The 26,103-nt window shown below is 37.4% G+C and carries 17 protein-coding genes and 1 pseudogene; 8 read left to right on the top strand and 10 right to left on the bottom strand.

Translation table 11 applies throughout. The annotated features are described in order from the left end of the window. Nucleotides 1–18 precede the first annotated feature (18 nt). The 4 genes from nrdI (at nucleotide 19) to KO02_RS19640 (ending at nucleotide 5,568) form a co-directional block, all read left to right on the top strand. On the top strand, nucleotides 19–426 hold the full coding sequence (gene nrdI, locus KO02_RS19625) for a class Ib ribonucleoside-diphosphate reductase assembly flavoprotein NrdI (protein ID WP_051960085.1): 408 nt from the start codon (nucleotides 19–21) through the stop codon (nucleotides 424–426). Next, nucleotides 386–2,491 (top strand): class 1b ribonucleoside-diphosphate reductase subunit alpha, encoded by a 2,106-nt coding sequence (nrdE, locus tag KO02_RS19630; RefSeq protein ID WP_038701050.1) that lies wholly within the window; start codon nucleotides 386–388, stop codon nucleotides 2,489–2,491. The genes nrdI and nrdE overlap by 41 nt, the downstream gene beginning before the upstream one ends. Before the next feature lie 97 nt (nucleotides 2,492–2,588). Next, on the top strand, nucleotides 2,589–3,575 hold the full coding sequence (nrdF, locus tag KO02_RS19635) for a class 1b ribonucleoside-diphosphate reductase subunit beta (protein ID WP_038701052.1): 987 nt from the start codon (nucleotides 2,589–2,591) through the stop codon (nucleotides 3,573–3,575). Between the two features lie 184 nt (nucleotides 3,576–3,759). After that, the gene (locus KO02_RS19640) at nucleotides 3,760–5,568 is read left to right on the top strand and encodes a M60 family metallopeptidase (RefSeq protein WP_038701054.1); all 1,809 of its coding nucleotides are present in this window, start codon (nucleotides 3,760–3,762) and stop codon (nucleotides 5,566–5,568) included. 37 nt (nucleotides 5,569–5,605) lie between these two features. Here KO02_RS19640 and KO02_RS19645 read toward each other — a convergent pair whose 3' ends face one another. The 9 genes and pseudogenes from KO02_RS19645 to KO02_RS19680 form a co-directional block, all read right to left on the bottom strand. Next, on the bottom strand, nucleotides 5,606–7,171 hold the full coding sequence (locus KO02_RS19645; RefSeq protein ID WP_038701056.1) for a RagB/SusD family nutrient uptake outer membrane protein: 1,566 nt from the start codon (nucleotides 7,169–7,171) through the stop codon (nucleotides 5,606–5,608). 14 nt (nucleotides 7,172–7,185) lie between these two features. Further along, nucleotides 7,186–10,368: a SusC/RagA family TonB-linked outer membrane protein gene (locus tag KO02_RS19650; protein ID WP_081918437.1), complete on the bottom strand. Its 3,183-nt coding sequence runs from the start codon at nucleotides 10,366–10,368 to the stop codon at nucleotides 7,186–7,188. A 362-nt stretch (nucleotides 10,369–10,730) separates the two neighbouring features. Next, nucleotides 10,731–10,924, bottom strand: a pseudogene (locus tag KO02_RS23665) (GMC oxidoreductase); the annotation flags it as partial. 62 nt (nucleotides 10,925–10,986) lie between these two features. Beyond that, a complete protein-coding gene (locus KO02_RS19655) occupies nucleotides 10,987–12,618 on the bottom strand; it encodes a RagB/SusD family nutrient uptake outer membrane protein (protein ID WP_038701058.1) in 1,632 nt (543 codons plus the stop codon). A 12-nt stretch (nucleotides 12,619–12,630) separates the two neighbouring features. Then, nucleotides 12,631–15,696: a SusC/RagA family TonB-linked outer membrane protein gene (locus KO02_RS19660; protein WP_081918438.1), complete on the bottom strand. Its 3,066-nt coding sequence runs from the start codon at nucleotides 15,694–15,696 to the stop codon at nucleotides 12,631–12,633. Between the two features lie 363 nt (nucleotides 15,697–16,059). Continuing rightward, the gene (locus KO02_RS19665; protein WP_038701060.1) at nucleotides 16,060–17,775 is read right to left on the bottom strand and encodes a GMC oxidoreductase; all 1,716 of its coding nucleotides are present in this window, start codon (nucleotides 17,773–17,775) and stop codon (nucleotides 16,060–16,062) included. Beyond that, nucleotides 17,776–18,276 carry a gluconate 2-dehydrogenase subunit 3 family protein gene (locus KO02_RS19670; protein WP_235212294.1) on the bottom strand — a complete coding sequence of 167 codons (501 nt, stop codon included), beginning with the start codon at nucleotides 18,274–18,276 and terminating at the stop codon, nucleotides 17,776–17,778. It lies immediately after the preceding gene. A gap of 91 nt (nucleotides 18,277–18,367) precedes the next feature. Next, entirely contained in the window at nucleotides 18,368–19,018 is a 651-nt protein-coding gene (locus KO02_RS19675) for an HAD family hydrolase (RefSeq protein ID WP_038701062.1), read from the bottom strand. Nucleotides 19,019–19,050: 32 nt separating this feature from the next. Further along, nucleotides 19,051–19,689 (bottom strand): DUF6266 family protein, encoded by a 639-nt coding sequence (locus KO02_RS19680; RefSeq protein ID WP_038701064.1) that lies wholly within the window; start codon nucleotides 19,687–19,689, stop codon nucleotides 19,051–19,053. A gap of 308 nt (nucleotides 19,690–19,997) precedes the next feature. Between KO02_RS19680 and KO02_RS19685 the strand changes: the two genes are divergently transcribed. From KO02_RS19685 to KO02_RS19700, 4 genes are all read left to right on the top strand, one after another. Then, nucleotides 19,998–20,609: a fumarylacetoacetate hydrolase family protein gene (locus KO02_RS19685; protein ID WP_038701066.1), complete on the top strand. Its 612-nt coding sequence runs from the start codon at nucleotides 19,998–20,000 to the stop codon at nucleotides 20,607–20,609. 7 nt (nucleotides 20,610–20,616) lie between these two features. After that, nucleotides 20,617–22,338 carry a M23 family metallopeptidase gene (locus KO02_RS19690; RefSeq protein ID WP_038703043.1) on the top strand — a complete coding sequence of 574 codons (1,722 nt, stop codon included), beginning with the start codon at nucleotides 20,617–20,619 and terminating at the stop codon, nucleotides 22,336–22,338. A gap of 35 nt (nucleotides 22,339–22,373) precedes the next feature. Beyond that, on the top strand, nucleotides 22,374–22,835 hold the full coding sequence (bcp, locus tag KO02_RS19695) for a thioredoxin-dependent thiol peroxidase (RefSeq protein ID WP_038701068.1): 462 nt from the start codon (nucleotides 22,374–22,376) through the stop codon (nucleotides 22,833–22,835). A gap of 220 nt (nucleotides 22,836–23,055) precedes the next feature. Further along, nucleotides 23,056–24,525 (top strand): glycine--tRNA ligase, encoded by a 1,470-nt coding sequence (locus KO02_RS19700; RefSeq protein ID WP_038701070.1) that lies wholly within the window; start codon nucleotides 23,056–23,058, stop codon nucleotides 24,523–24,525. Nucleotides 24,526–24,626: 101 nt separating this feature from the next. On the opposite strand, the gene KO02_RS19705 is transcribed toward KO02_RS19700, so the two are convergent. After that, nucleotides 24,627–26,075 (bottom strand): hypothetical protein, encoded by a 1,449-nt coding sequence (locus KO02_RS19705; RefSeq protein WP_038701072.1) that lies wholly within the window; start codon nucleotides 26,073–26,075, stop codon nucleotides 24,627–24,629. Nucleotides 26,076–26,103 lie beyond the last annotated feature (28 nt).

The raw sequence follows: 26,103 nt of genomic DNA on the forward strand, positions 1-26,103 counted from the left end.
ATCAAATTTTTATAATCCATGATACATATTTATTACGATAGCAAAACAGGAAATGTGCAACGTTTTATGGACAAGCTCACCCAGTTCACAGGTTGGCAAATACATAAAATAACTGCCGATCTTGTTGCTGAAGAATCGGGGCATCTCGTGACTTTTACAACTAATTTCGGACAAATGCCTGAAACGACCTTAGCATTTATGAAAGCCAACGCTTCAAAAATCTATTCGGTTACTTCAAGTGGCAACCGCAATTGGGGGCAGAATTTCGGACTAGCCGCTGATCGGATTTCAGCTGACTTTGACATTCCATTGGCTTTCAAATTTGAATTGTCTGGTACAATGGAGGATATTAACCAATTTATTGACATCATAAAGAACAACTGCGATGGTAGCAAACGAGGTAGCAAAAAACTGGATATTGCTTAACAACGAAATCATGATCAAACATGAGGACGAGTTTAGCTTACATAAAGATAAAGAGGCTGTACGTGCCTATTTTTTAGAGTATGTAAATAAGAATACGGTATTCTTCTATACACTAAAAGAAAAAATCGATTACTTAATTGAACACGATTACTATATCAATTTCTACGAATGGTTCACTTTCGAAGAAATGGAGACCGTATATAATTTTGTTTTTTCAAAAAAATTCCGCTTTGCCTCTTTCATGGCTGCGTTTAAATTTTTCCAAAACTATGCACTAAGAGATGATTCTGGTGAAAAGTTTTTGGAACGTTATGAAGACCGTGTTGTGGCAGTAGCTTTATTCTTAGCACGTCATGAAGGTATTGACAAAGCAATTTCTTACGCCGAATTATTTATAAACCAAGAATATCAACCTGCGACACCAACATTCTTAAATGCGGGTAAAAAACGCTCAGGTGAATTGGTATCTTGTTTCTTAGATGAAATTGGAGACAATCTAAATGGGATTGGCTATGCTGTTGACTCAGCAATGAAGTTATCTTCTATCGGAGGTGGTGTTTCATTCAATATTTCAAAAATTCGTGCTCGTGGAGAAGCCATTAAAGGCGTAGAAGGTCGTGCAGGAGGTGTTCTTCCAATCATGAAAATCATGGAAGATACTTTTTCATATGCCAACCAATTGGGACAACGCCCAGGTGCTGGTGCCGTATATTTAAATATTTTCCATGCTGATATTGAAGAGTTCTTAGACTGTAAAAAAATCAACGTGGATGAGAAAGTACGTATCAAATCGCTTTCTATCGGCATCATTATTCCTGATAAATTCATGGAATTAGCAGAAAAAGACGAAGCTTGTTACCTCATCTATCCACATACCGTGATGCTAGAATATGGCATACCATTAGACGAAATGGATATGGACAAGATGTACGAAGAGTTGATTACCAATCCAAATATCAAGAAGAAAAAAATCAACGCCCGTCACATGTTAGTGAAGGTTGCACAGACACAAAAAGAGTCCGGATATCCTTACATATTCTATAAAGAGAATACCAACCGCGCTCACGCATTAAATGGCATTGGTAAAGTGAAATTCTCGAATTTATGTACCGAAATCATGCAGGTATCTGAGGTTTCAGAAATCAACATTTATGGTGAAGAAGATCATATCAAATACGGTATCTCTTGTAACTTAGGTTCCTTGAACATTGCTACTGTAATGGACAATAAGCGCGTTAAAGAATGTGTGAAATTGGCCATGCGCGCATTAACGATGGTATCTGATGTGACAGATATTAAAATGGTTCCTTCCATTGCAAAAGCAAACAAAGAGCTCCATTCAGTAGGGCTCGGTGCTATGAACCTACATGGGTATCTAGCAAAAAGCTTTATCATGTATGAATCGGATGAAGCCTTAGATTTTGCAAATGCATTCTTCATGATGATGAACTTCTATTCGCTAGAAGCATCTATGGAAATCGCACGTGAGCGTAAAAGAACTTTCGTAGGATTTGAAAAATCTGCTTATGCAGACGGTACTTACTTCGATAGCTATACAGAAAGAGATTGTTTACCAAAGACAGATAAGGTTAAAGAATTATTTGCTGGTGTACATATTCCAACCATCGAAGATTGGGAAAAATTGAAAGCGGATGTTAAAGAGCATGGTATCTATCACGCTTATCGATTAGCAATCGCACCAAATCAATCTACTTCTTATATCATGAATGCCACAGCTTCGGTTATGCCGATTGTGGACATCATCGAAGTTCGTGAATACGGAGATAGTACGACCTACTACCCAATGCCTTATTTGACAAATGACAATTACTTCTATTTCAAATCGGCTTACGACATGGACCAATTCAAGGTACTAAAATTAGTTTCCGTTATCCAACGTCATATTGACCAAGGTGTAAGTACGATTTTACATACAAATTCAAAAGATAATACACGTGATTTATCTAGATACTACATTTATGCACATAAATTAGGCTTGAAATCATTGTACTACACACGTACACGTAAATCTTCTATTGAAGACTGTGTTTCTTGTTCGGCATAACCTTCATTCAAAGAAAATCAATAAGCTATTCAAAGGGGTTCAAAACTTTGGATAGCTTTATTAACAAAAACATTCAATAATTCTCGCTGTAAAAATAATGAGTAAAAAATATACTGCTGTAAACTGGAATACGCCAGATAATGACTATGCTTTAATGTTTTGGGAGCAAAATATTAGACAATTCTGGATTGACACCGAATATATCCCTTCAAAAGATATTGATAGTTGGAAAGGATTAAGTTGGGAGATGAAAGAATGCTACAAAAAAGCATTAGGCGGACTTACTTTGTTGGATACACTACAAAGTCATACAGGAATGCCAAAAATCATCGACCATACGGATTCATTGCAAAATAAGGCCGTATTATCGTATATGTGTATGATGGAAGCAATCCATGCAAAATCATATTCAACTATTTTTACAACAGTATCTACTACAAACGAAATCAATGATATCTTCGGTTGGGTTGAACAAAATAAATTTTTGCAATTCAAGGCGTCTACGATTGATTCTTACTACCGTGTATTGGACAAGGAAAATCCAACAAATGAGGAGTTATTCATGACATTGGGAGCTTCGGTACTCCTAGAATCATTTTTATTCTACTCAGGTTTCTTCTTGCCATTATGGCTATGTGGTCAAGGCCAAATGGTTGCTTCTGCAGATATCATTAAGAAGATTGTTGCCGATGAATCCATCCACGGTGTTTTCGTTGGACTAATGGCACAAGAGGTCTTCAAAAAAATAAAAAATCAAGAAGAAGTAAAACAAAAGTTCATTGATTTGTTGAATGAATTGTACGACAATGAAATGAAATATACAGAAGAAATCTATACCGAAGTTGGTTTAACAGCTGAAGTAAAGGAATATGTTCGTTACAATGGAAACAAAGCATTGATGAATCTTGGCTTCGACCCTATTTTCGAAGTGAAACAGGTGAATCCGATCGTTTTAAATGGCTTAAATACAGAAACGACACAACATGACTTCTTCTCAAAGAAATCCACAAACTACGAAAAATCAATGGAGATCGTACACCTAAAAGATGACGACTTCAAAATGGATGCAACGGTAAACGTATAAGAATACTGAACCATCAGATTGATTCCCTTTACAGAAACGTAAAGGGAATTTTTTATTTATAGAAAAACACCACATTCCAAAACCCACAAGTAAAACCTCTATTACACAATCGTTTGCTTAAAAGCAATACCTAAAAAATAAGGTCTATTCGCTTATATTTGAGGTTAACCATTAATCCAATTCAATGAATAAAGTATTTACTTTTTTATTATTATCTGCTATATGTGTGCAATCTTATGCACAGCAACAGTATAGTCAGGTATTTACTAAAGACGATTACAGTCAAGTAAAAAAGAATGTCAAAGATCAAGACATTGCGAATATTAATAACGCCACTTTACAACAAGCCGCAAGACAACTAAAAGAAGGTTCCTACCCTATTCAACAACGTCTTCGTGCCTATACAAATTATCTTTCGCCAAAAACCTTGAGTAAACAACTCAAAACAAGCCCCTATTCGCAATATGAAAACCCAACAGGTATTTATTTCTCTGAAGGTGACGAAGCTATTGTTTGGGTCGGAAAAACTAATGGAGCGCCAATTGCACTTCGCGTAACGAACTGGGATGATAAAAATTTTAAACAACAAGACTACAGCCTAAAAGAAGGCTATAATACTTTAAAGATTGAAAATAAAGGAAACGCTTACATCCAATACTTCTCTGAAGACAAAGTTTCCTCCAAAAAGATTGCTATCCATATACTTGGAGGGAAAGTAAACGACGTATTCGAGTTGGGCAAGCATAACGACAAAGACTGGGACAAAATGTTAGCAAATGCAGCAGGCCCTATATTAGACATTGTTGGAAAACAAGTTCAGCTCGCCTATGCCGTTCAATCACTAAAAGAAAATGCTCCGCATCAAGGAGTTGCACTTATCCAATTATATGATTCTATTATTGGTATACAACATCAGATCATGGGGTTGGTACAAACAAAAAGAGTTCCTAAGAACAGGATGTTTGGCCGCGTAATCTGGGAAGGTTTTATGCATGCCGATGGAATTGGTGCTGCATTCCATGACAATACGATGAAAGATGTAGCAAACGTGCCTAACCTTAGGAAAAACTCTTGGGGAGTAGCACACGAATTTGGGCATGTCAACCAAGTGCGTCCAAACATGAAATGGGTAGGTACAACAGAAGTAACGAATAACATTTATTCGGTATGGACACAGTATAGCTACAATAGTCACAGTCCAAAATTAGAAAGAGAACGTTTAAAGGATTATGATGAGCCCAAAATTGGCGGTCGAATCACCGCTTATATGGAGTCTGCATTTGTACACCGTCAACCTTGGTTGACGCAAGCTGGACCTGACAGATGGGATCGTCAACGTCCCCGTGATTGGGGTGGAGATCACTTCGTAAAATTAGTACCTCTTTGGCAGTTACAATTGTATTTCAATGTAGCTGGAAAAGGAAATACTTGGGAAAATAAAAACTTTTATGGCGATATCTTCACAAAGGCCATCAACGCAGCAGAAACAGCAGACAAGCAAGATTCCTACTACCAAATGGAATTCATCAAAAATGCATGTGATGCCGCAAAGTTAGACTTAACCGATTTCTTTGAACAGTCTGGCATGCTTATCCCAATCGATCTCTGGGTAGATGATTATACCTGTGCACAAATGACCATAACAGCAGCAGACATTGCAGCAGTAAAACAATATGCAGCAAAATATAAGAAACCGACAACACCGGTATTACATTATATTACCGCAAATAGTATTGATAGCTATAAAAATAAATTAGCAGTAAGTGGAATAGCAGGAGCTGGATTTGAGAAAAAAGAAGACCGTATTATCATACAAAATGATGCGTGGAAAAATGCGGTTGCTTTCGAGACCTTTGCAGGCGATAAACTGACAAAAGTAGCCTTTGTTGGAGCTGGGTCAGAAGACGTCTCTAAGACGATTGTACATACCCCTACGGGGACGACACAAGTCAAAGCCGTTGGATGGGATGGAAAAAGAATCAATGTATTATAAAATAAAAAGGCTATCCAGATGGATAGCCTTTTCTATGCTATTTATAACCTTCGTTTTGGGTTAAGTTTTTGTTTCTCTGCAATTCATCAGGCGAAATTGGCCATAGCAGGTCAGTCTCTTTAAATATAGCACCAGATCCATTTTTAGCACCAATAAGCGGAACAAAATCAACCTTACCAGCATCAGTTGTGGAAATAACAGGGAACATCTTTGTTCTTAAAACATCATCCCACATCTTGAATTCCAATGGAAATTCTCTTAAACGCTCTATCCAGCATTCTTTCACAAAACTATCTGCCGAAAGTGCCATAAGCTCCGTAGTATATGCAGCAACAGTTTTCCCTTCGGTATTCGCACGAGCCTTAACTTGCGCTAAATAACCCGCAGCCTCAGTAGTCACACCTCCGCTTTTAGCAAGACCTTCGGCCGCAATTAATAAAGCTTCAGGATAACGGTAAAGATTCCAATCTTTTGTTCCTTTCCCTGTCGTTAATAATGCATCCTCATCAACATAGTACCAAATACCTGCTTCAGTCGATGACCAAACCTTACCCGTATTAGGATTGGTATATTTCCAATGAAAAAATTGATTAGGCTGGATACGTAAATCCTTGGGGTTATACACATTCAAAAATTGCTGTGTTGGACCATAAACACGTTCAAAGATGGAGTATTTATCAAATACCGTTACTGCTGATGCATTAAAGCCATAAGTCGGCCACCAACCGCTACTACTAATAGTTGCATTGTACTCTTGTGCATAAATTACTTCGTCCAAATCATCGGTCGTACGCAGCTTGTTATATGCACTACTCAAGCCTAAATCTCCATTGGCAGTCATACCATGAGCAGAATTTACCACTATTTTAGCCGCATTAGCCGCATCAACATACTTTCCTTGCTGTAAATAGACATTCGCTAAAGTCATTGCAGCTACATACTTCGTAATACGGTGTCCATTACTGGCAAATTTAGTCGCTGGCAATACCTCTACAGCCTCTTTAAGGTCTGCTTCAATCAACTCATAAACTTTTCCGGCCTCTGTTCTACCTAAATAAAGGTCATTATCTAAAGATTCATATACATCAATAGACAATGGAATCGCTCCGAAAGTTTTGACTAAATAAAAATAGTTATACGCTCTAAAAAATTTCGCTTCTGCTAACAACCTACTTCTATTTTGATCAGACATATCAATCAGTGGAAGATATTTTAATCCCCCATTAGCAATGTTGATTGCTTTATACGAATCATCCCAAATCGTGTTCATCGTAGAGGAAATCAAATTTGTATTATTTTGACGGGTCAACTCCCTCGAAAATAAGCAAACTCGTTCCTGCCCCTCATAACTATTGGTGAAATAACCAGTTAACATCGTATTTACGGATGCAGTAGCTCCAACATAAGCACTAGAAGCAAAAGAATAACGTAATGGTGCACCTCTCCGATACAAACTATTGACTGTTGCCTCTGCCTGTGCTTCAGTTTTATAATAAGCGCCCAAAGTAACCGCAGACTTAGGCTCTTCTTCTAAAAATTTATTACATGATGTCGTTAGCGCCAATCCTGCTAATAACAACAAAAACAATTTATTTTTCTTCATTTGATTTTTCAAAATTAAAATGTAACATTAAGACCTAACATAAAAGTTTTAGCTCTTGGATAAGCGAAAAAAGTCATGTTTTGACCGAACTGACCAGATCCCTGTGAAGTACTTTCCGGATCGTAACCTTTAAACTTACTCGAAGTCAATAAAAATGGATTATTAGCATTTGTATAAATACGCAATGCAGATACTCCTACTCTTTTTAAAACATCAGGTTTGAACGTATATCCCAATTGAATCATGTTCACACGTAAATACGACCCATCTGCTACCCATGAATCGTCCACATTTGTATCTTGACCTCTATGACCATTATTTGTCAAATAAATAGCCTGCTGCATGGTATTTGGGTTAGATCCATTATACGCATCCGTCAAGACCTCTTTCAAACCGTTTGTAATTCCAAAGCGATCATAAGTAGAATGGAAAAATTGTTGCATGACCTCTACGCCTTTTACAAACTGTAGGTCTAGAGTCATATCAAAATTCTTATAACTCAAGTTATTAATAAAACTTCCAGTCCAATCTGGCAATCCCTTTCCAATAATCTCTTTTTCTGTTGTACGTTTAGCGCGACCTATATCTTCTAATTTTGCATTTCCCGCATCAACATCAGCTTGAGTAAAGACACCTAATCTTCGGTAACCGTAAAAACTATTTAAGTTTTCTCCAACCCGAATAATACTATTAGCCCCTCCAACCCAATCATTCATCAAAATATCCTCATTATTATCACCTAATTTTAAAACTTTATTTTTATTATAATTTAGGTTTAACGTTGATTTCCATGTGAAGTTTTCATTATCCACTAAAGTACCATTGACCATTAAGTCCATACCATGATTTTGAACTGATCCAATATTCTTCATAACCGAGTTATAACCCGTTGCTCTTGGTAGTGGCGCATCAAGTAAAAGATCTGTAGTTTTCTTATTATAATAAGAAACATCAAAACTCAATCTATTTTGGAATAAACCCAATTCTACACCAAAATCAAATTGCGCTGTCTTTTCCCATTTTAAATTTGGATTTTCTAATGTGCTTACGAAGGAATAAGGTTGACGAATACCATTTAATAATACCGTACCCGCTTCAACATTAGCCAATTTTTTATATGGGTTTATTTCGGAATTTCCCGTCATACCATAACTGGTGTGCAGTTTCAAATTACTAATGGAACTATTATCCTTTAAGAAATCTTCATTAGAGACATTCCAAGCTAGCCCAGCTGATGGAAAGAAAGCATATATATTATTCGTTCCAAATTTAGAAGCTCCATCATAACGACTGGTAAAAGTTGCTGAATAACGATTATCATATGAGTAAGATGCACGTAAAAAATAAGAGTTCATTGCCCATTTATTCCAGTCAGACCCCGGTGCAGAAGGAATTGTACCGATTCCCATATTATAATATTCATAGAAGTCATCTTGAAAACCCTCCGTTCTTGAATTATCATAATCATAGGTCCGTGCTTGCCAAGACAATCCAGCCATGGCATTAATACGATGTTTATCAAACTCCTTGTTATATGTCAAATAAGTTTCCTCTTGCCAATAAAAGGTATTGGTATGATTAATCTCTGCCCAACCATTTGGAGCCGATATATTATTCAACAACACCGAAGAATAACCCCTATAAGTTTTTTGATGATTATCGATACCTAATTGAGTTTTCAGATCTAATCCATCAGCCAGATGGAATGTCAATGCCGCATTTCCAAAGATTTGCGTATTGTAACGCATCCGTTTTTGAAGATCTAAAATAGCAACCGGATTGGACATACCTTCAAATCCCAACGTTTCAGACACTGTAGAGGATGAAGAATTTGTAAAGTTCCCTTTTTTATCACGAACTGAATACCATGGTAACATTTCAATCATGGTACGACGAGCATCCTGCCCACCACCGTCTTCAGGAGTATAGCGGCCCCAGGTATGGTTTACGGATAAATTAACGGATGTAGATAACCAATCGTTTGGCTTTGAGTCATAAGCCATCTTCGCATTTACCCTTTTATTCCAAGTGTTGTTCATGACGCCCTGTTGATCCGTGTAATTTAAAAACGCACCTACAGACGATTTTTCATCTCCCTGTTGGATATTCAACTGATGGTTATGCGAAACAGCTGTTCTCGTAGCTTCCCGTTGCCAATCCGTATCATACAGCGGATTTCCATTCCCATCAAAATAATTCTTATCATTAAACCAATCTTTTCTATCCAAAGACCACGGTTTCCATTTTGGATCCTTACTTTTTAAAAATTCAGCCGCGTATTTGTTTTCATTTTCAAGACCAATCATAAATGCGTCCGTCCACTCTTGCGCATTCAACAGATCCATATAACGTTGTGGAGAACTTATCCCTACAGACCCTTGATAACTAATTGTTCTCCGCCCATCTTTGTTACCCCGTTTGGTCGTCACTAGAATAACACCATTTGCACCACGTGCTCCATAAATAGCAGCAGAAGAAGCATCTTTCAATACTTCCATACTTTCAATATCATTGGGATTGAGCAATTGAAAATCTTCCATCACCACACCATCTACCACATACAGGGGATTTGATGAAGAATTAATTGTTGCAACACCACGAATCACAACGCGATTGCCATAGGCTCCAGGTTGACTTGAATTTGAAAAGATATTAACACCAGAAGCTTTACCTCTCAAATTTTCTAAAGCACTGAAACTTTGTGTTTTTACCATATCAGCTCCTTTTACAATCGAGATAGAACCCGTAACATCTGATTTACGCATGGTTCCATAACCTACTACGACTACCTCATCCAGTTGATCTTGGGCAGATACCAATCGAATCGTTAATCCAGATGTACTGCTTACTTTTACTTCAATGGGTTTGTATCCAATAGAGGAAACACCCAATACGTCTCCTATTTTAGCGTTAACACTGAAACTACCATCTTCGGATGTCTGTGTTCCAACAGCAGTTCCTCTAACAGAAATTGTTACACCAGAAACAGGATTTCCCGTACTTGAGTCCAATACTTTACCGCTAACTTGACCTTGAATAGCAACGAGTTCTTTTACACCGGACTCACCCAATACTCCTAAAGAAGTGGTTGTCGATGCATTGACCTGTTGCATTGACCCCGCAATAACAGCTAATGAAAAAAATAATTTAGATCTTTTCTTTAACTGCAAAAATGTTCTTGCGTCAAATTTGTTCATAATTTAAAATGATTTTAGATTTATTTAATCGTTTTAGCAATTTTACTGAAAGATGCGCTTTATTGAGCTTTCAGTAACCTATTCTAAAACAAGTTTTTTGGTTTGGCTTATTTGATTAATATCCACACAGGGCATCCAATGTCCTATAGGAAAATTCGAGTATAATTATTCCATTACATCATAATAGTTTAAAACGTTTTAGCTTATAAAAAATCCAAATATCTCTATTTAAGATGATACTGGAAAATGTAATTAATGGTTTTATTGAATCCTAAATAAGATTAGGAACACAGGCTTAAAATTAGGTTTTTAATTTTAAAGATGAAGTTTTTTTATTAAAAAAACTTCATCTTTAAAATGGTCTACATATTTCCTTTTTTCATTCTGACATCGCATAATCTATCGCACGAGCTAAAAAAGCCCTATAAGTCAATGAGGGATTTTGTTCTGATGCTGAAGTCATGACAACGTCATCTGTAACAAAAGCGTTGGGCACCGAGGGAATTTGATTCCATTTATTGAGTATGGATGTTTTTGGATCTAAGCCCATACGAGCTCATTTCATGGATAACAATAGTAGGTTTTTTTTGAAAAGACCTACTATTGTTTTATTAAATTCTAATAACCCGGATTCTGTTTAAGGTTAGGATTAATAGACAATTGATTTGATGGTATCGCATAAAGCTCTTTATTTGGATCATTGCTTGGTTTATGATCCCACCACGTAGCAGTTGTGTATTTTCCAAAACGGATCAGGTCGGTCCGTCTTTTTCCTTCAAAGATAAATTCACGTCCACGTTCAGCCAATAATTCATTCAAAGTTAGCGATGAAGTGGTATATTTCGCTGCTGGCCAATTGGCATTAGAAAAAGATCTTTTTCTAGACTCATTGATTAAGTCAACTGCTGCTTGAGGAGCTGATCCACCATTTTTACGCATTAAAGCTTCTGCTTTATTGAAATAGATCTCCGTTAGGCGGTAAATGATATAATCATTTTCTTGATAATTTGGATCTGAGAGTCTTCCAGATTTATATTTATTAAAGCGAGCACCTGAATTTTCTTCCCCTTTGGTCATTCCTCCTTCACTAGTCAGATCTCCCTCACTTTCACGACGGATTGAATTGACGAAGCTCAATGGTTTTCCAGAATACTCCTCTGTACCAAGAATAGGCGTTGTCGTTCCATATTTATATTGTGGACCGAACAAGAACCAATCTTTTTTACGCAAATCATTAGCAGCATAGGCATCAAAAGCCGTAGGAATGACGACAAAAGCATTCCAACCTCCATAACCAACATCCAAAACCTCTCTCATATAATCATAACTCATGTAAAAACCTCCCCAATCGAAGGTAAAACCAGCTTGTCGACTGAATTGGAATTGGAATAACGACTCTGGGTTTGCCCCATTCGTATTACTAAACAATGAATTGATATCGGAAGCCAATTTGGGTGCACCACCGATACCACCACCTTGAGCTTGGATAATCTTATCCGATACAGCAATACATTCGTCCCACATCGCTGTTCCAGTCCATTTCTCTGCATTCAGATAGAGTTCCGATAACATGGCATAACCAGCTGCCTTGGAAACTTGCCCAATATTATCTGCTGAAGTAAGAGGAAGACTTTCTACATTTTCTAAAAGCTCAGCTTTAACAAAATCAAATACTTCTTTACGAGATTTAGTTTCCGGATTTAAAGGGTTGGCCACTTTAGTTGAAATAGGCACATTTCCCCATAAGTCAATGATCTTGATATAATGGTACGCACGCAATACTTTTAATTGTGCTTGAATCGTACTTCTATCTTCTTCAGTCAGACCTTCAACTTTACTCACATCTAATCCCTCTATTTGCGTAAGCGCATCATTGACAAAACCAACCCCAGTCCACATCAACTCCCAACCACCACGCATTCTACTTTCATTATCGGTCCAAGTGTGGTGATGTTGACGAATATGATCGCCCCCATCATAACCGTGGCGTCCTTTTTGTGGCCAAGCCACTTGATCGGCACTAAGTTCCGAATGATAATAAAACCCATTTCCACCTGTCGGTGCTAACCAAGCTTGCATATGTGTGAAGGGACGAAGCGCTGCCTGCATCACCTCACGTTTATTTTTAAAAAAATTATTAATAGGAATCTCACTATATACATTTTCATCTAGCTTGGTACATGCTGAAAAAGTAGCACCTAAGGTTACTGCAGAGATTATATAATATAAATATTTATGTGTTCTTTTCATGATTAAAGCGTATTAAAAACCAATATTTAAACCAATTGTCCAAGATCTAGTTCTCGGGTAGAAGCCACGACTGTCTATACCAGCATCAAAACCAGTGTCTTGCAATTCAGGATCTAACCCCGAGTAGCCTGTAAATGTGGCGATATTTCTTCCGCATACGTAGACATATAGACTTTTAACATATTCGGTTTTGAACTTAAAGTTATAACCTAAAGTAACATTATCCAGTTTAACAAAGCTTCCATTTTCTAAGTAGTAATCTGAATATTGTGGATCATCTTTAATTTTTGCATACTCTCCAAAAGCGGATTCAAATACATTATTTGGCAGCCATTTTTGATTTGCGAAAAACATATTGGAAGTATTTAGGATATCATACTTGAATTTTCCTCTAAAAAATACCGTCAGGTCAAATCCTTTATAAGCGAAACGATTGCCCAATGCAGCCTGAAACTTCGGAACACCATTACCGATATAGCTCAGATCATCGTCATTCATTTCACCAGCAGTTCCTGTTGATCCGTCCGCTTTATAAAATAAGAATTTACCCTCATCGTTAAGTCCAGCATAGCGTTTGCCATAAAAGGAGCCTATTTCACCTCCTTCCTCTAAACGAATAGCATCACCCAAATTCCCTGGTGAAGGTAGTCCGCCAAAAGGCATAAAGTCATTTTTAAATATGTCACTCGACATTGAAACCAGCTTATTTTTTTGATAGTTTGCTGTAAAATCTACCGTCCATTTGAAGTCTTCATTTTGAATTGGAACACCTGTTAATTGCAATTCAACCCCTTTGTTAGATACCTCACCTACATTATACCAAATTTTTGATGCTACAAATCCCGGTTGTTGTGCTACATATTCATACAATAAATCTTTTGTTTTTCGATTATAAACATCAACACTACCGGTCAATCTATTGTTCCATAATCCAAAATCTACCCCTACGTTCAATTCCGCTTTTTGCTCCCACTTCAAATCTGGATTGGGGTTTTGGGTTAGCCCATATGTTTGATAGTAAACTCCATCCTGTGGATACACGCCTCCAGTTCCCAATAGGGTCAAAGATTTATAATTTGGGAACCCTTGATTACCCGTTACACCGTAGCCGGCACGTAATTTCAAATTATTGACAAGGTCCTTATTACTAAAAAAATCTTCATTGGTAATCGTCCAACCTGCAGATAGAGCTGGGAAATTTCCCCATTTATGATTGGTTCCAAAACGGGAAGAACCTTCTCGTCTTAAAATAGCACTTACGAAATATTTATTATCATAATTATAATTTACCCGGCCAAAAAAGGCAATCAATGTATTGTCTTCTTTAAATGAACCCATTCCTGGTTTTGGTAACTTCGGATTTGTTAAAGCCGTACCCGACCCCATATTCCAGTCCTCAAATGCATCTGTCGTAAAGCCATTATTGGACATATCAAACCTTTCATTGGTACTGTATTGGTAACTATAACCCAATAATCCCGTTACGTTATGCTTTTCATTAAATGTTTCATTATAATCAATGGTCGATTCAAAGGTTTTTGACCAATTCAACTCATTCCGTTTAAATCCATAACCCATACCTTGATAGTCCGAGTTCTCACGTTGATCCCAATCTTTGATAGAACGGTATTGACGATCGTTCCAATTATCACGAACATATGAACCAAAAGCCGATACATGGAGCTGATCGATAACTTTCAATTTTAATCTTGCATCACTAGAAAATGTTTGTTGATCTCGCTCGTCTACCCTATTTGCTAAACGGTCCAATGGATTGTAATTATTAAATCCTTGTGTTTGATAAAAACTACCATCGGGATTATATAGTGGTGCTGTTGGATTTCTTTGAACAGCTTGCTCGAAATCTGGAGAATTACCACTAGTGGCATCAAACTTACCTCCTAAAAGATCTGCTTTATTAAAATTAGCTGCGATATTTCCTGTAAATGTTAATCGATCTTGTAAACCGGTTTGAGAAAAATTAAATCGACCACCAAATTGCTGCCGTCCATTTTGTTTAGCAATACCTTCGGCATTCTCATAATTTAAGGAAGCACGATACGACGATTTCTCACCACCACCACTCGCTACGAAATTATGGAAATTTGAAAAATTGTTCTTATTTATTAACTCATCATATAAGTCTGTTGATGCACCCAAATCTAGATCTGGTTTATTTAAGCCGTTAACAACAAGCTCCCGAAATTGAGCAGCACTTAGCATTTCCGGTCTCTTTGCAACACTTTCATGCTGCCCATAAGTATAATATTCAAACTTTGGTTCACCAGACTTTCCTTTCTTGGTCGTAACTAAAATAACACCCCCATTACCACGGGTACCGTAAATAGCTGCAGCAGAACCGTCTTTCAAGACATCAATGGATTCAATATCTCCCTGTTTAACCAGATCTAAATTACCGCCCGGGATACCATCAATAACGATTAAAGGGGTATTTCCTCCCTTCATGGACGCCATCCCTCTTAGCTGAATGCTCGTTCCTGAATTCGGGTTGCTACCCTGTGTTCTCGTCACGTTAAACCCGGCTATTTTTCCTTGGACCAAATCCATCGGGCTACGCATCCCACCTTGGTTAAAATCCTTTTCCTTCACGGATGCTACTGCTGAAGTTACCTCACTTTTCTTCTGCGTACCATACCCGACAACGATTACTTCATCCAATTGATCTTGTGCAGATACCAATCGAATTGTTAATGCAGATGTACCCGTCATTTTTACTTCTGTCGGCTGATAACCAATTGAAGAGATGACCAATACGTCACCTGTTTTAGCGCTAATACTGAAACTACCATTCTCCGATGTCTGTGTTCCGACAGCAGTTCCTTTAACAGAAATTGTTACACCAGAGACAGGATTTCCAGTGCTCGAGTCTATTACTTTACCGTTAACTTGACCTTGAATAGCAACAAGTTCTTTTACACCGGATTCAATCAATACTCCTAAAGAAGTGGATGTCGATGCATTGACCTGTTGTATTGACCCGGCAATAACAGCCAATGAAAAAAATAATTTAGATCTTTTCTTTAACTGCAAAAATGTTCTTGCGTCAAATTTGTTCATAATTGTTAGTGATTTAAGATTGTTTAATCGTTTTAGCAAATTTCAAAAGACATAGCTTTGTTACATCTTTTATACTCAATTACGAAAACATGATTTTAGGTGTGGTTTGTTTGGTTATTATCCTATAGGGCATTCAATGCCTTAAAGGATAATTGAGAAAAATTAATTCTTTACATCATAATTTTTTTAAAACGTTTTAGCATATAAAATATAACAAATCAGCACATCCTTGTTTAATTGATACTGGAAAATGTTATTAATGGTTTATCGAATCCTAAATATGATTAGGAAAACAGGTTTAAATTAGTTTTTTTAATTTTAAAGATGAAGTGTTTTTATAAAAAACTTCATCTTTAAAATTGCTTATATATTCCCTTTTTTCATTTCTGACACCGCATAATCTACTGCACGAGCTGAAAAAGCCATATAAGTCAATGAGGGATTTTGTGTCGATGTTGATGTCATGGCAGCGCCATCTGTAACAAAAACGTTAGGCACCGAGTGAATTTGATTCCACTTATTGAGCATAGATGTTTTTGAATCTAAGCCCATACGAGCTCCACCCATTTCATGGATATCAAGTCCAGGAGCTTGACTACCGTCGTCACGTCGGATATTCGTAAACCCAGCAGTTTGGAACATATCTTCCATCGTATCAAGATAATCTTTTTTCATCTTGGCATCGTTGTCATCATAATCAACTGCAATATGCAACAATGGAACTCCCCAATCGTCTGTCTTCTTTGTATCTAATGTGACTTGGCTAGACTCTTTTGGTATCGTCTCGCCCATCATGTGTGAACCAACTTGCCAGTTTCCCAACTTAGGGTTCAACAAATTATCCTTCAATGATTCGCCAGCACCCGAACGATCGGTATTTTTACTTCGATTAGCTCCAAAACCTGCAGCATATCCTCGAAGAAAGTCAGTCTCTTGTTTATGTAGATTTCTAAATCTCGGGATATAACCTCCACCTGCAGGACTTCGTCCCTCTGTGGTATAGTCTAACAATCCTTCATATTCGGCATAAATACGTGCGCTATAATTATGAAAAGCAACATATTTACCCAATACTCCTGAGTCATTACCTAACCCATTAGGGAAACGATTGGATTTGGAATTCAATAAGATTAAATTCGTATTGATTGCTGCTGCGTTTACAAAAATAACACGAGCATAAAAATCTATTTCTTCTTTAGTATTCGTATCGATTACACGAACCCCTACTGCTTTTCCTTTTTGTTCATCGTATAAGATCGAGTGAACAACAGAAAAAGGACGCAGTGTCATATTACCTGTTTTCGCAGCCCATGGCAATGTCACAGCATTAGAGCTGAAGTACCCACCAAACGGACAGCCACGTTGACATAAGGTACGATTTTGACATTGCACTCGGCCTTGATCAAAGTGAATCTGCTTTGGTTTGGAAAGATGAGCGCAACGTGATGAGATCACTTTCCTTTCAGGGTATTTAGATGCGATGGATTGCTTGAAATATTTTTCAACCATATTCAATGGATAACCCGGCAGAAATTCACCATCTGGCAGTTCGGGTAAACCATCTTTATCGCCTGCAATACCTGAAAATCGTTCGACATAATCATACCAAGGTTTTAAATCTGCATAACGAATGGGCCAATCGACAGCAAAACCATCACGAGCCGGACCCTCAAAATCGAAGTCTGACCAACGTTGCGTTTGTCTCGCCCATAACAAAGATTTACCTCCTACTTGATAGCCACGTATCCAATCAAAGGGTTTATCCTCCACATAAGGGTGCTCTTTATCTTTCACAAAAAAATGAGCTGCATCCTCATGAAAAGCATAACACTTGCTTACAATTGGGTTTTCTTGCTTTACCGCATAAGGCATTTCATTGCGATGCTCAAATTCCCAAGGATTCATATTCGTTGTTGGATAATCTTTAATGTGCTTAACATCACGACCACGCTCCAAAACCAATGTTTTTAATCCCTTTTCACATAACTCTTTCGCAGACCAACCACCGCTGATCCCGGAGCCAATCACAATAGCGTCGTATGTTCTATCTTTTTGACTGTCTATATTAATATTTGCCATTTATGCTTTCAATTTTACCGCAGCTTGATAAGGCCCTGGAATCAATTTATAAATCAATTTGTTCGTCATCACATATTCAGAATTTAAATATCCTTGAATAGCCCGACTTTTGAATATCTTAAAAAAAGTAACCTCATCACGCTCTTTTTCTTTTTCCAAGACGGTTATAGCACTTAAAATTTGTTCTGGAGTAAATGATTCATATTGATCCTTTAATACCTGCATCCCTTTCACAAATTCCTGTTGCTTTTCAGGACTCTCACAATCGTCTACCATCTTCATCACAAACAAATGTAAATTAAGTTCACGGCCTCCTGGAGAGTCTGTTTTAGGAATAAGTATATCGGATAACTTCGCTAGGAAATCTTCATCTGCGGCAGCTATCTTAATATTCTGTAGCACGATAGATGCTCCCCCCTGTTCTCTCAGGCAGGATGGCAATAGAGCAATTCCTCCGGCAATAATAAATAATTGCTTAACAAGGGTTCTTCGATTCATCATAATAAGGTGTTCTTACTGCTGTAATATTAAAGATAATATTAAAAATAACAAAGCTAAAACGATTAATTTTTTGTAACAAAAATGCAAAAAGCTATCTCAGGATATCATGAACCTCCTTTAAGTCTAAAAAAAGATGTGTCACAAAATCCAAACGATCCCGCTCAGCTTTTTGTTTAGTGACAGCAATGCATTTCAATCCGGCATCTATAGCTGCTCTCGATCCTGTTGCGGTATCCTCTATCGCTACAACTTCATCTTTGTTAAAACCGGAAAGCATTAATGCTTTTTGATAACAGGTAGGATTCGGCTTGGGGTCGACTACATCCTCACGGGTTACAAACCAGGAAAAATGCTCGTGTAAGTTATAATGTGTCAACATCCGGTCCACAGTCGGCCTAAAGTTGGAAGTCACCAATCCAATCTGAATATCCTGTTCAACCAAGAAATCAATCAATTCTCGAGCATGTGGCATCAGCGGTATGCTTAGCATATCTTGTTTGGCGTAATTTTCCCTTGTGGTTTTCCACATAAATTCTTCCTTTACCTCTACATCCCAAAGCTCTTTCATCGTGAGTAAATTGCGGGCCAAGGTGTGCCCAGCAAAATGCTGAATCCAGGTTTCAAAATCTAAATCAATTGCAAAATGATACTTAAGAATAGGTTTCCATGCTTCAAAATAAAAACGTTCGGAATCCACTAAGGTTCCATCAAAATCAAAAAATACGGCTTTCAAATCTTTCATGCTTTAAAAATAGACAAACCAAAGAGCAATTCCTATTCAACTATGCCACAATAGACTGAATCAGAAAGTAAATCATGATAGGAATCCCAAATTCCAAAGTACACATGAATCGGGATCCCCACATCAAAATGTCCGATTAACGGTATGGTACAGAAACCCTGACTAACTTCTGTAGGTCCAATCTCAAGCTGAATAAAGTCCTTCATATTGAAAAATGCAAAATTCATTTTATATATCTTATCTGCGTAATGAGGCATAACTCCCCATTTCAAATGCAACGTACTCCCTTGCTTATCCACAGAACAGCCGACTGGTGGAGCAAGAGGACCTCTAAAAATGAATAGTTTTTCGACATTAACATAATATTGACAATCGGCATCCAATTCCATTGTTTCCTTTAAAATGTGCCGCTGTGCCAACTGAAAAGGCCCAATCCTACTTCCTTTTGGAGCGAGATGACGGTACCCATATTGCAGAAGAGCCTTTATCGGTCCAATAAAGTTATTCGCAACTTTCATTTTCTGTTGATTCATTAACATTGCTTCAGTTGGAGGTTTCCTATTACTATTTCGCGCACCCCTAATAATATTTTGACCATTGAGCTCATAACCATATATTGAGCCCACTTTACCTTTAAATAGTCCATTAGGACCGTTTTCTTGAATTGCCATCAGTTTAATTCGTTTATTTCTTGGTTTCAAAATCACACCTATCCTACTCTATACCAAATATATACAAAATTCGGTATTAATTTAGGTATAGTTTACGCTTTAGTTAGCCTTTATAAGGGGTTAGTAGGGATATACCCCTACTAACCCCCTATAAACCCCCTATTATATCCCTATAAAACCTATATTAATACCGAAGATAATATTGATTTAATCCGAATCAATTTGAAATACTTTCTACATTTACTAAGTTTGTATATTCCGCACCCACAACGCATGTTTCCAGGTGCTTTACTTTAAGAAAGATCAAGATGAAAGTCATTGCTATAGGCCGCAACTATGTAGACCACGCTAAAGAACTGAACAACCCCATCCCACAAGAACCTGTTGTCTTCATGAAACCCGATACAGCCTTACTAAAGGACAATAAAGACTTCTATTATCCAGAATTTTCAACTGATATTCATTATGAAACAGAAGTGGTCATTCGTATTTGTAAAGAAGGAAAACACGTGAGTCATAAATTTGCAAATACTTACTTTGATGCAATCGCATTGGGGATTGATTTCACAGCTAGAGATATTCAACAAAAGCACAAAGAAAAAGGTCTTCCTTGGGAGCTAGCCAAATCCTTCGATGGTTCTGCAGTCATTAGCCCCCTGCTACCAAAAGAAACTTTAGGAGATCTTAAAAATCTTGAATTTTCATTAAAAAAAAATAAAGAAATCGTACAAAAGGGAAATACAAAAGATATGATTTTCTCCTATGAAGACCTTATCGTATATATCTCGAAGTTCATAACCCTTCGAAAGGGAGACTTAATTTATACAGGCACACCAGTAGGTGTGGGTCCTGTAGTCATTGGCGATACATTAGCGGGGTATATAGATGAAGAGAAAATGTTTAGCTGCACGATTAAGTAAGATCAAAATGAAAAAATTAAGTTTTATAATCAGTATGCTTGTGCTGCCTTTAACGACCATACAAGCACAGGACATCATCAAACACCGTCAGTTTCCACAAAACTACTTTAGACGTCCCATGGATATTGCTCCACAGGCCTCTGGTTCATTTGGGGAATTGAGAGCAACACATTTTCATGGTGGTGATGATTACCGTACCCAGCAAAAAATCAATATCCCAGTTTATGCAGTTGCTGATGGATTCGTATCGCGCATACGTGTACAGATTGGTGGTGGTGGGAACTCCGTCTACCTCGACCACCCTAACGGCTATACTTCCGTATACCTACACTTAGAAAGTTTCAACGAGGAGCTCAACGCTTTAATTAAAGTGGAGCAATATAAGCAACAGCGTTTTGATGTTGATGTCTTTTTGAAGCCTGGCCAGTTTACCTTAAAGAAGGGGCAACTTTTAGCTCATTCGGGAAATACAGGAGGTTCTGCTGGTCCACATCTTCATTTCGAAATTCGTGACACCAAACAGCAGCTTCCTTTTAATACCCAATTATTTGGACTCACCTTCCCCGATGAAACAAAACCGATTATTCGGGGATTAACAGTATACGATCTGGCAGATCCCATTTTCGATGAGAATACACCGAGAAGACATCAGACTGTTAAAGCATTAGCAAATGGCAATTATAGTTTAACTGTCAATACACCCATTTCAGTCAATGGTAAATTTGGATTGGGGATCAATACGGTCGATAGACGCAAGGGCGTTTCATTTACCTACGGTGTATATTCGATTGAACTATTTTTAGATAATAAAAAAATAAGCACCGTATTATTTGAATCTATTCCTTTCGATAAAACACGTGCTATCCATTCATACATCGATTATCCGTATTGGAAAAAATCAAAAGTACGTGTTCAAAAAAGTTTCAAGCAGCCTGGTAACCCAATCGAAATCTATGAAAATTTGGACAACAATGGCATCATGGAGCTCAAAGATGACCAGCTGCACCAAGTGCGTTATGTGGTAAAAGATGTACAAGGAAATACGACAGAAATAAATTTTGAAGTAAAGCGAGATGCAAATTATACGGTACGAAACACCCCTTCCAGTTCTGGAAAATCGTTCAATTACCTTATGGACAATGTTTATCAAGCTGAGAATGCTAAGATTACAATACCCAAAAACACACTTTACGATAATTTAAACTTTACATACAGTGAAACTGAGGGGCCAGTGAATGCCTACTCTCAACTTCATCGTATACATAATATATTTACCCCTGTTTTTGGCTCATACAGCTTGAGTATCCGACCAAATGAAAAATTATCCGCAGCACTCTTTAGTAAGGCACTTTTAGTGTCGAAAGATGGCGGTTCACAGGGTGGTAAATATGAAAACGGCTTAGTAACCGCCACGGTACGCAGTTTTGGTGATTTCTATATCGCCGTAGATACGGTAGCACCCACAATCACGGCACGTAATCTTGTCAACAACAAAAATGTTGCTGCACAAAGACAGATTGACTTCACTATTTCAGATAACCTATCAGGCATCCAATCCTTCAATGCTTATATAGATGGTGCATGGGTACTGATGCAGTATGATTCTAAAAACAGACATCTATGGCATACCTTCGAGTCCAATTTAAAGGGCGGAAAACACAGTTTTAAGCTAGAGGTCAAAGACTGGAAAGATAATGTAAGGGTTTATGAGGCGAGTTTCACAAGATAATCTGTATCTTGGATAGTAGAATAAAAACAACGCATATGGCAACACTCGAAATAGGACAAAAAGCTCCAGAAATAACGGCTAAAAATCAAAATGGAGAAAACATCTCTTTATCGGATTACATCGGTAAAAAGGTCATTTTATATTTCTACCCAAAAGACAACACACCAGGCTGCACAACAGAAGCATGCAATTTTAGAGATAACTACCAATCCCTAAAGAAAGATGGATTCGAAATTATTGGTGTCAGTATCGATAGCGAAGCTTCGCATCAAAAGTTTATCAGCAAGCATGAATTACCATTTCAATTGTTGGTAGATGAAGACCAAAAAATCGTCAATGACTATGGGGTATGGGTCGAGAAAAACATGTACGGTAAAAAATATATGGGAACGGCACGGACGACATTTGTAATTGATGAACAGGGAAATATAGCACACATCATCAAAAAAGTGGACAATAAAAATGCTTCACAACAAATACGTGATCTCTTAAAATAAACGGATGCTATAGCTATGCGACAACAGCAATATCGCATAGCTGCCGTTATTTACTGTTAATTATGATGGGAAAAACAACACCTTTCGTAATGACAGTTTTTATGTACGCATTGCTAGGTGCTAAATAAGAGTTATATTTAACTTACTCCCTGAATACGAATTAGCAATATCTAGGTACTACTATCTAAAATCTAAATACTAATAATTATATTTGCTACTTATGAGCAAACAAACAGACGACTTCTTTAAAAGTATAGTATCCCACTCCAAGGAATATGGTTTTGTATTCCAATCGAGTGAAATCTATGATGGCTTAAGTGCTGTCTATGATTACGGTCAGTTAGGTTCTGAGTTGAAAAACAACTTGAAGACTTACTGGTGGAAATCAATGGTGCAATTGAATGAAAATATAGTAGGCATCGATGCTGCAATTTTTATGCATCCAATGACTTGGAAAGCTTCGGGACACGTTGATGGATTTAGCGATCCTATGATCGATAACAAGGATTCTAAAAAACGTTACCGTGCCGATCAATTGATCGAAGATAAAATAGCACGTTACGAAACTGATGGTAAAACTGAAAAAGCTGCTGCTTTGTTGGCAGAGTTTAATGTTGCTTTAAATGCAGATGATTTAGCTGCTTTAAAAACTATTATTGAAGATCATAATATTGTTTGTCCTGTCTCAGGTACAAAAAACTGGACGGATGTACGTCAGTTCAATTTAATGTTCGCCACACAAATGGGCGCCATGGCTGACGGAGCTGAGCAAGTATATTTACGTCCTGAAACTGCTCAAGGTATTTTTGTTAATTTCTTAAATGTTCAAAAATCTGGCCGGATGAAAATTCCTTTCGGAATTGCTCAAATCGGTAAAGCTTTCCGTAATGAAGTAATTGCACGTCAATTCATTATGCGTATGCGTGAGTTTGAACAAATGGAATTACAATTTTTTGTTCGCCCAGGAACAGAAATGGAATGGTACAATAAGTGGAAAGAAACTCGTCTTAAATGGCATTTAGCTTTGGGTTTCAATCCTGACAACTACCGTTACCATGACCACGATAAGTTGGCACATTATGCTAATGCTGCAGTAGATATCGAATTCAACTTCCCATTCGGATTTAAAGAAGTAGAAGGTATCCACTCGCGTACTGATTTCGATTTGAAACAACACCAAGAATTCTCAGGTAAAAAATTACAATATTTTGATACCGAAATCAACCAGAATTATATCCCATATGTAGTGGAAACTTCCATTGGTTTGGATCGTTTATTCTTAACGGTTTTATGTAATTCTTTGGTTCAAGAAGATCTTTCTACAGCAGAAAAACAAGATTCGCGCGTAGTATTGAAATTCCCACCTGCAATTGCTCCTGTAAAAGCAGCTATCTTACCTTTGACTAAGAAAGATGGTTTACCGGAAAAAGCACGTGAGATCATGTCCGTATTGAAATTGGACTACAATGTACAATATGATGAGAAAGATTCGATTGGTAAGCGTTACCGTCGTCAAGACGCTATTGGTACTCCAATCTGTATCACAGTAGATCATCAGTCATTGGAAGACAACACGGTTACCATTCGTCACCGTGACTCGATGCAACAAGAGCGTATCGCAATTGCTGAATTAGAGAAATTTGTTTCTGATTTAGTCGGTTGGAACACCTTGCTAAAAAAACTTATATAGTCTTATATAAAAGAGATTGGGTTCGTTTCATAGAAACGAACCCAATCTCTTTTTATGGCCTTAACGCATTAGGGGCTGTAAACTACACCTCTAAAATAACGCTAAAAATCAACATCTACTTTTCCTTTCCAAATTTCATTTTTTCTAATCGTAAATCCCTGACCAGGATTACCCCCTTCTACTAACAATCCTTTAAATAATACCTGCATATTATTCTTAGTTTCAGACTCCAGCACAAAAGTTCGAATTATAATTCCCTTTTCAAACACTTGTAATTCGTATTTGATTGCCTTATTCGTATCGTGGAATCCCATAAACTGATTAAAATAAAAACTCTTATTCTCCACCGTAAAATTAGGCTCTATCGTTAAGATACTGCCGTCCAATTGACTATTACTGCTATTGCTAAACGGATAATAGTAAAAGCTCGGATGTTTTTGCTGAATACGAATGCTATCAATTGTGCTGAGGTTCTGTATATCGGTAAATTCTACTTTAATCTCACTATAAATCCGATTTAATGTCAACGTTCTTTCAATAGATTGGGTGACTTCAAATGTATCTCTTACGGCATATAGCTCAGATTCCTTTTCTTGAAACGAATTGCTCAGATAGAATCCATTTCGATTTGTACTATTTACAAAACTAATGGGGCTGTTGGCATTTTTTGTGAGTACGCTCAGATAATAAGTCCCAATCGGTAGATCAATAGCAAACACCTCTTCTGCAGAGATTCCTCCCTGCTTCACCAGCACATCGCTTTCGGAATCATAGATATGATAGTATAATTTATTTTGCACGGCATCCCCATCTGCAATACCCGTAATCCTTAAATTATCCATTTTAAAGCTACCGCTTGTCGGATTAAAATTATTCCCTGGGGGGCGTTTTCCTTCAAGAGGACGAAGTCGAATCCAAACTTCCGATTTGCCTAAAATGGGAACTCCAGTCAAAGACTGGACAAGCGATAATTTCGAAGCACCTGAACTCGCTAAATCAAGCGGGTAATGTATCGTATCTGAGAGCGATTCATAAGACAAGCCATTATCGAGAGAATAATCAATCAATAATGCTCGCGGCCCTGTCCCCGAACTATTGACATCCATTGCTAAATTGCCGAGCGATTCGATACCTGCAACTGGAAGTTTAAAGAAGATAGACTGCGCCGCCCTAAAACTAATTGCTTTACCCGTAGTAGGCCATCCAGCTGTGAAGCTGTAATCTACCAAGCCTTTATTATAATCAATAATTGGGGAAGGGTTAAAGGCGATAATTGGCTCTACGTTGCTTAAATCAAAGTCCCATTGAAATAAGATTTCTTCTTTCAAACTACCATTGGTAGTTGTTGAAGCTGCTTTTTTAACTCCGGCCTTTTTTTGTAACGGAGTCACAATACTTTCAAAATTTTTAATTTTGAACTTTACAGAAAACACATCTCCTTCTAATTCATCTGAAATTTTCTTGTTTTTTTGACATGACGAGGTAGCGGCTAATAAAGTAATGAATAGGAAAGAAAAGGTGATCCAATTTGATTTGAAACACTTTTTCATAAAAATTAATTATTTAGATTAATATATA

The sequence above is a fragment of the Sphingobacterium sp. ML3W genome, assembly GCF_000747525.1.
Lineage (GTDB): Bacteria > Bacteroidota > Bacteroidia > Sphingobacteriales > Sphingobacteriaceae > Sphingobacterium.

Bases quoted from the DNA above. Each gene is read 5' to 3' on its own strand.
- KO02_RS19660 (WP_081918438.1), bottom strand. From the start codon at position 15,696: ATGAACAAATTTGACGCAAGAACATTTTTGCAGTTAAAGAAAAGATCT.
- KO02_RS19680 (WP_038701064.1), bottom strand. From the start codon at position 19,689: ATGGCAATTCAAGAAAACGGTCCTAATGGACTATTTAAAGGTAAAGTG.
- KO02_RS19675 (WP_038701062.1), bottom strand. From the start codon at position 19,018: ATGAAAGATTTGAAAGCCGTATTTTTTGATTTTGATGGAACCTTAGTG.
- KO02_RS19640 (WP_038701054.1), top strand. From the start codon at position 3,760: ATGAATAAAGTATTTACTTTTTTATTATTATCTGCTATATGTGTGCAA.
- KO02_RS19685 (WP_038701066.1), top strand. From the start codon at position 19,998: ATGAAAGTCATTGCTATAGGCCGCAACTATGTAGACCACGCTAAAGAA.
- KO02_RS19665 (WP_038701060.1), bottom strand. From the start codon at position 17,775: ATGGCAAATATTAATATAGACAGTCAAAAAGATAGAACATACGACGCT.
- nrdI (WP_051960085.1), top strand. From the start codon at position 19: ATGATACATATTTATTACGATAGCAAAACAGGAAATGTGCAACGTTTT.
- KO02_RS19655 (WP_038701058.1), bottom strand. From the start codon at position 12,618: ATGAAAAGAACACATAAATATTTATATTATATAATCTCTGCAGTAACC.
- KO02_RS19700 (WP_038701070.1), top strand. From the start codon at position 23,056: ATGAGCAAACAAACAGACGACTTCTTTAAAAGTATAGTATCCCACTCC.
- KO02_RS19645 (WP_038701056.1), bottom strand. From the start codon at position 7,171: ATGAAGAAAAATAAATTGTTTTTGTTGTTATTAGCAGGATTGGCGCTA.
- KO02_RS19650 (WP_081918437.1), bottom strand. From the start codon at position 10,368: ATGAACAAATTTGACGCAAGAACATTTTTGCAGTTAAAGAAAAGATCT.
- nrdF (WP_038701052.1), top strand. From the start codon at position 2,589: ATGAGTAAAAAATATACTGCTGTAAACTGGAATACGCCAGATAATGAC.
- nrdE (WP_038701050.1), top strand. From the start codon at position 386: ATGGTAGCAAACGAGGTAGCAAAAAACTGGATATTGCTTAACAACGAA.
- bcp (WP_038701068.1), top strand. From the start codon at position 22,374: ATGGCAACACTCGAAATAGGACAAAAAGCTCCAGAAATAACGGCTAAA.
- KO02_RS19670 (WP_235212294.1), bottom strand. From the start codon at position 18,276: ATGATGAATCGAAGAACCCTTGTTAAGCAATTATTTATTATTGCCGGA.
- KO02_RS19705 (WP_038701072.1), bottom strand. From the start codon at position 26,075: ATGAAAAAGTGTTTCAAATCAAATTGGATCACCTTTTCTTTCCTATTC.
- KO02_RS19690 (WP_038703043.1), top strand. From the start codon at position 20,617: ATGAAAAAATTAAGTTTTATAATCAGTATGCTTGTGCTGCCTTTAACG.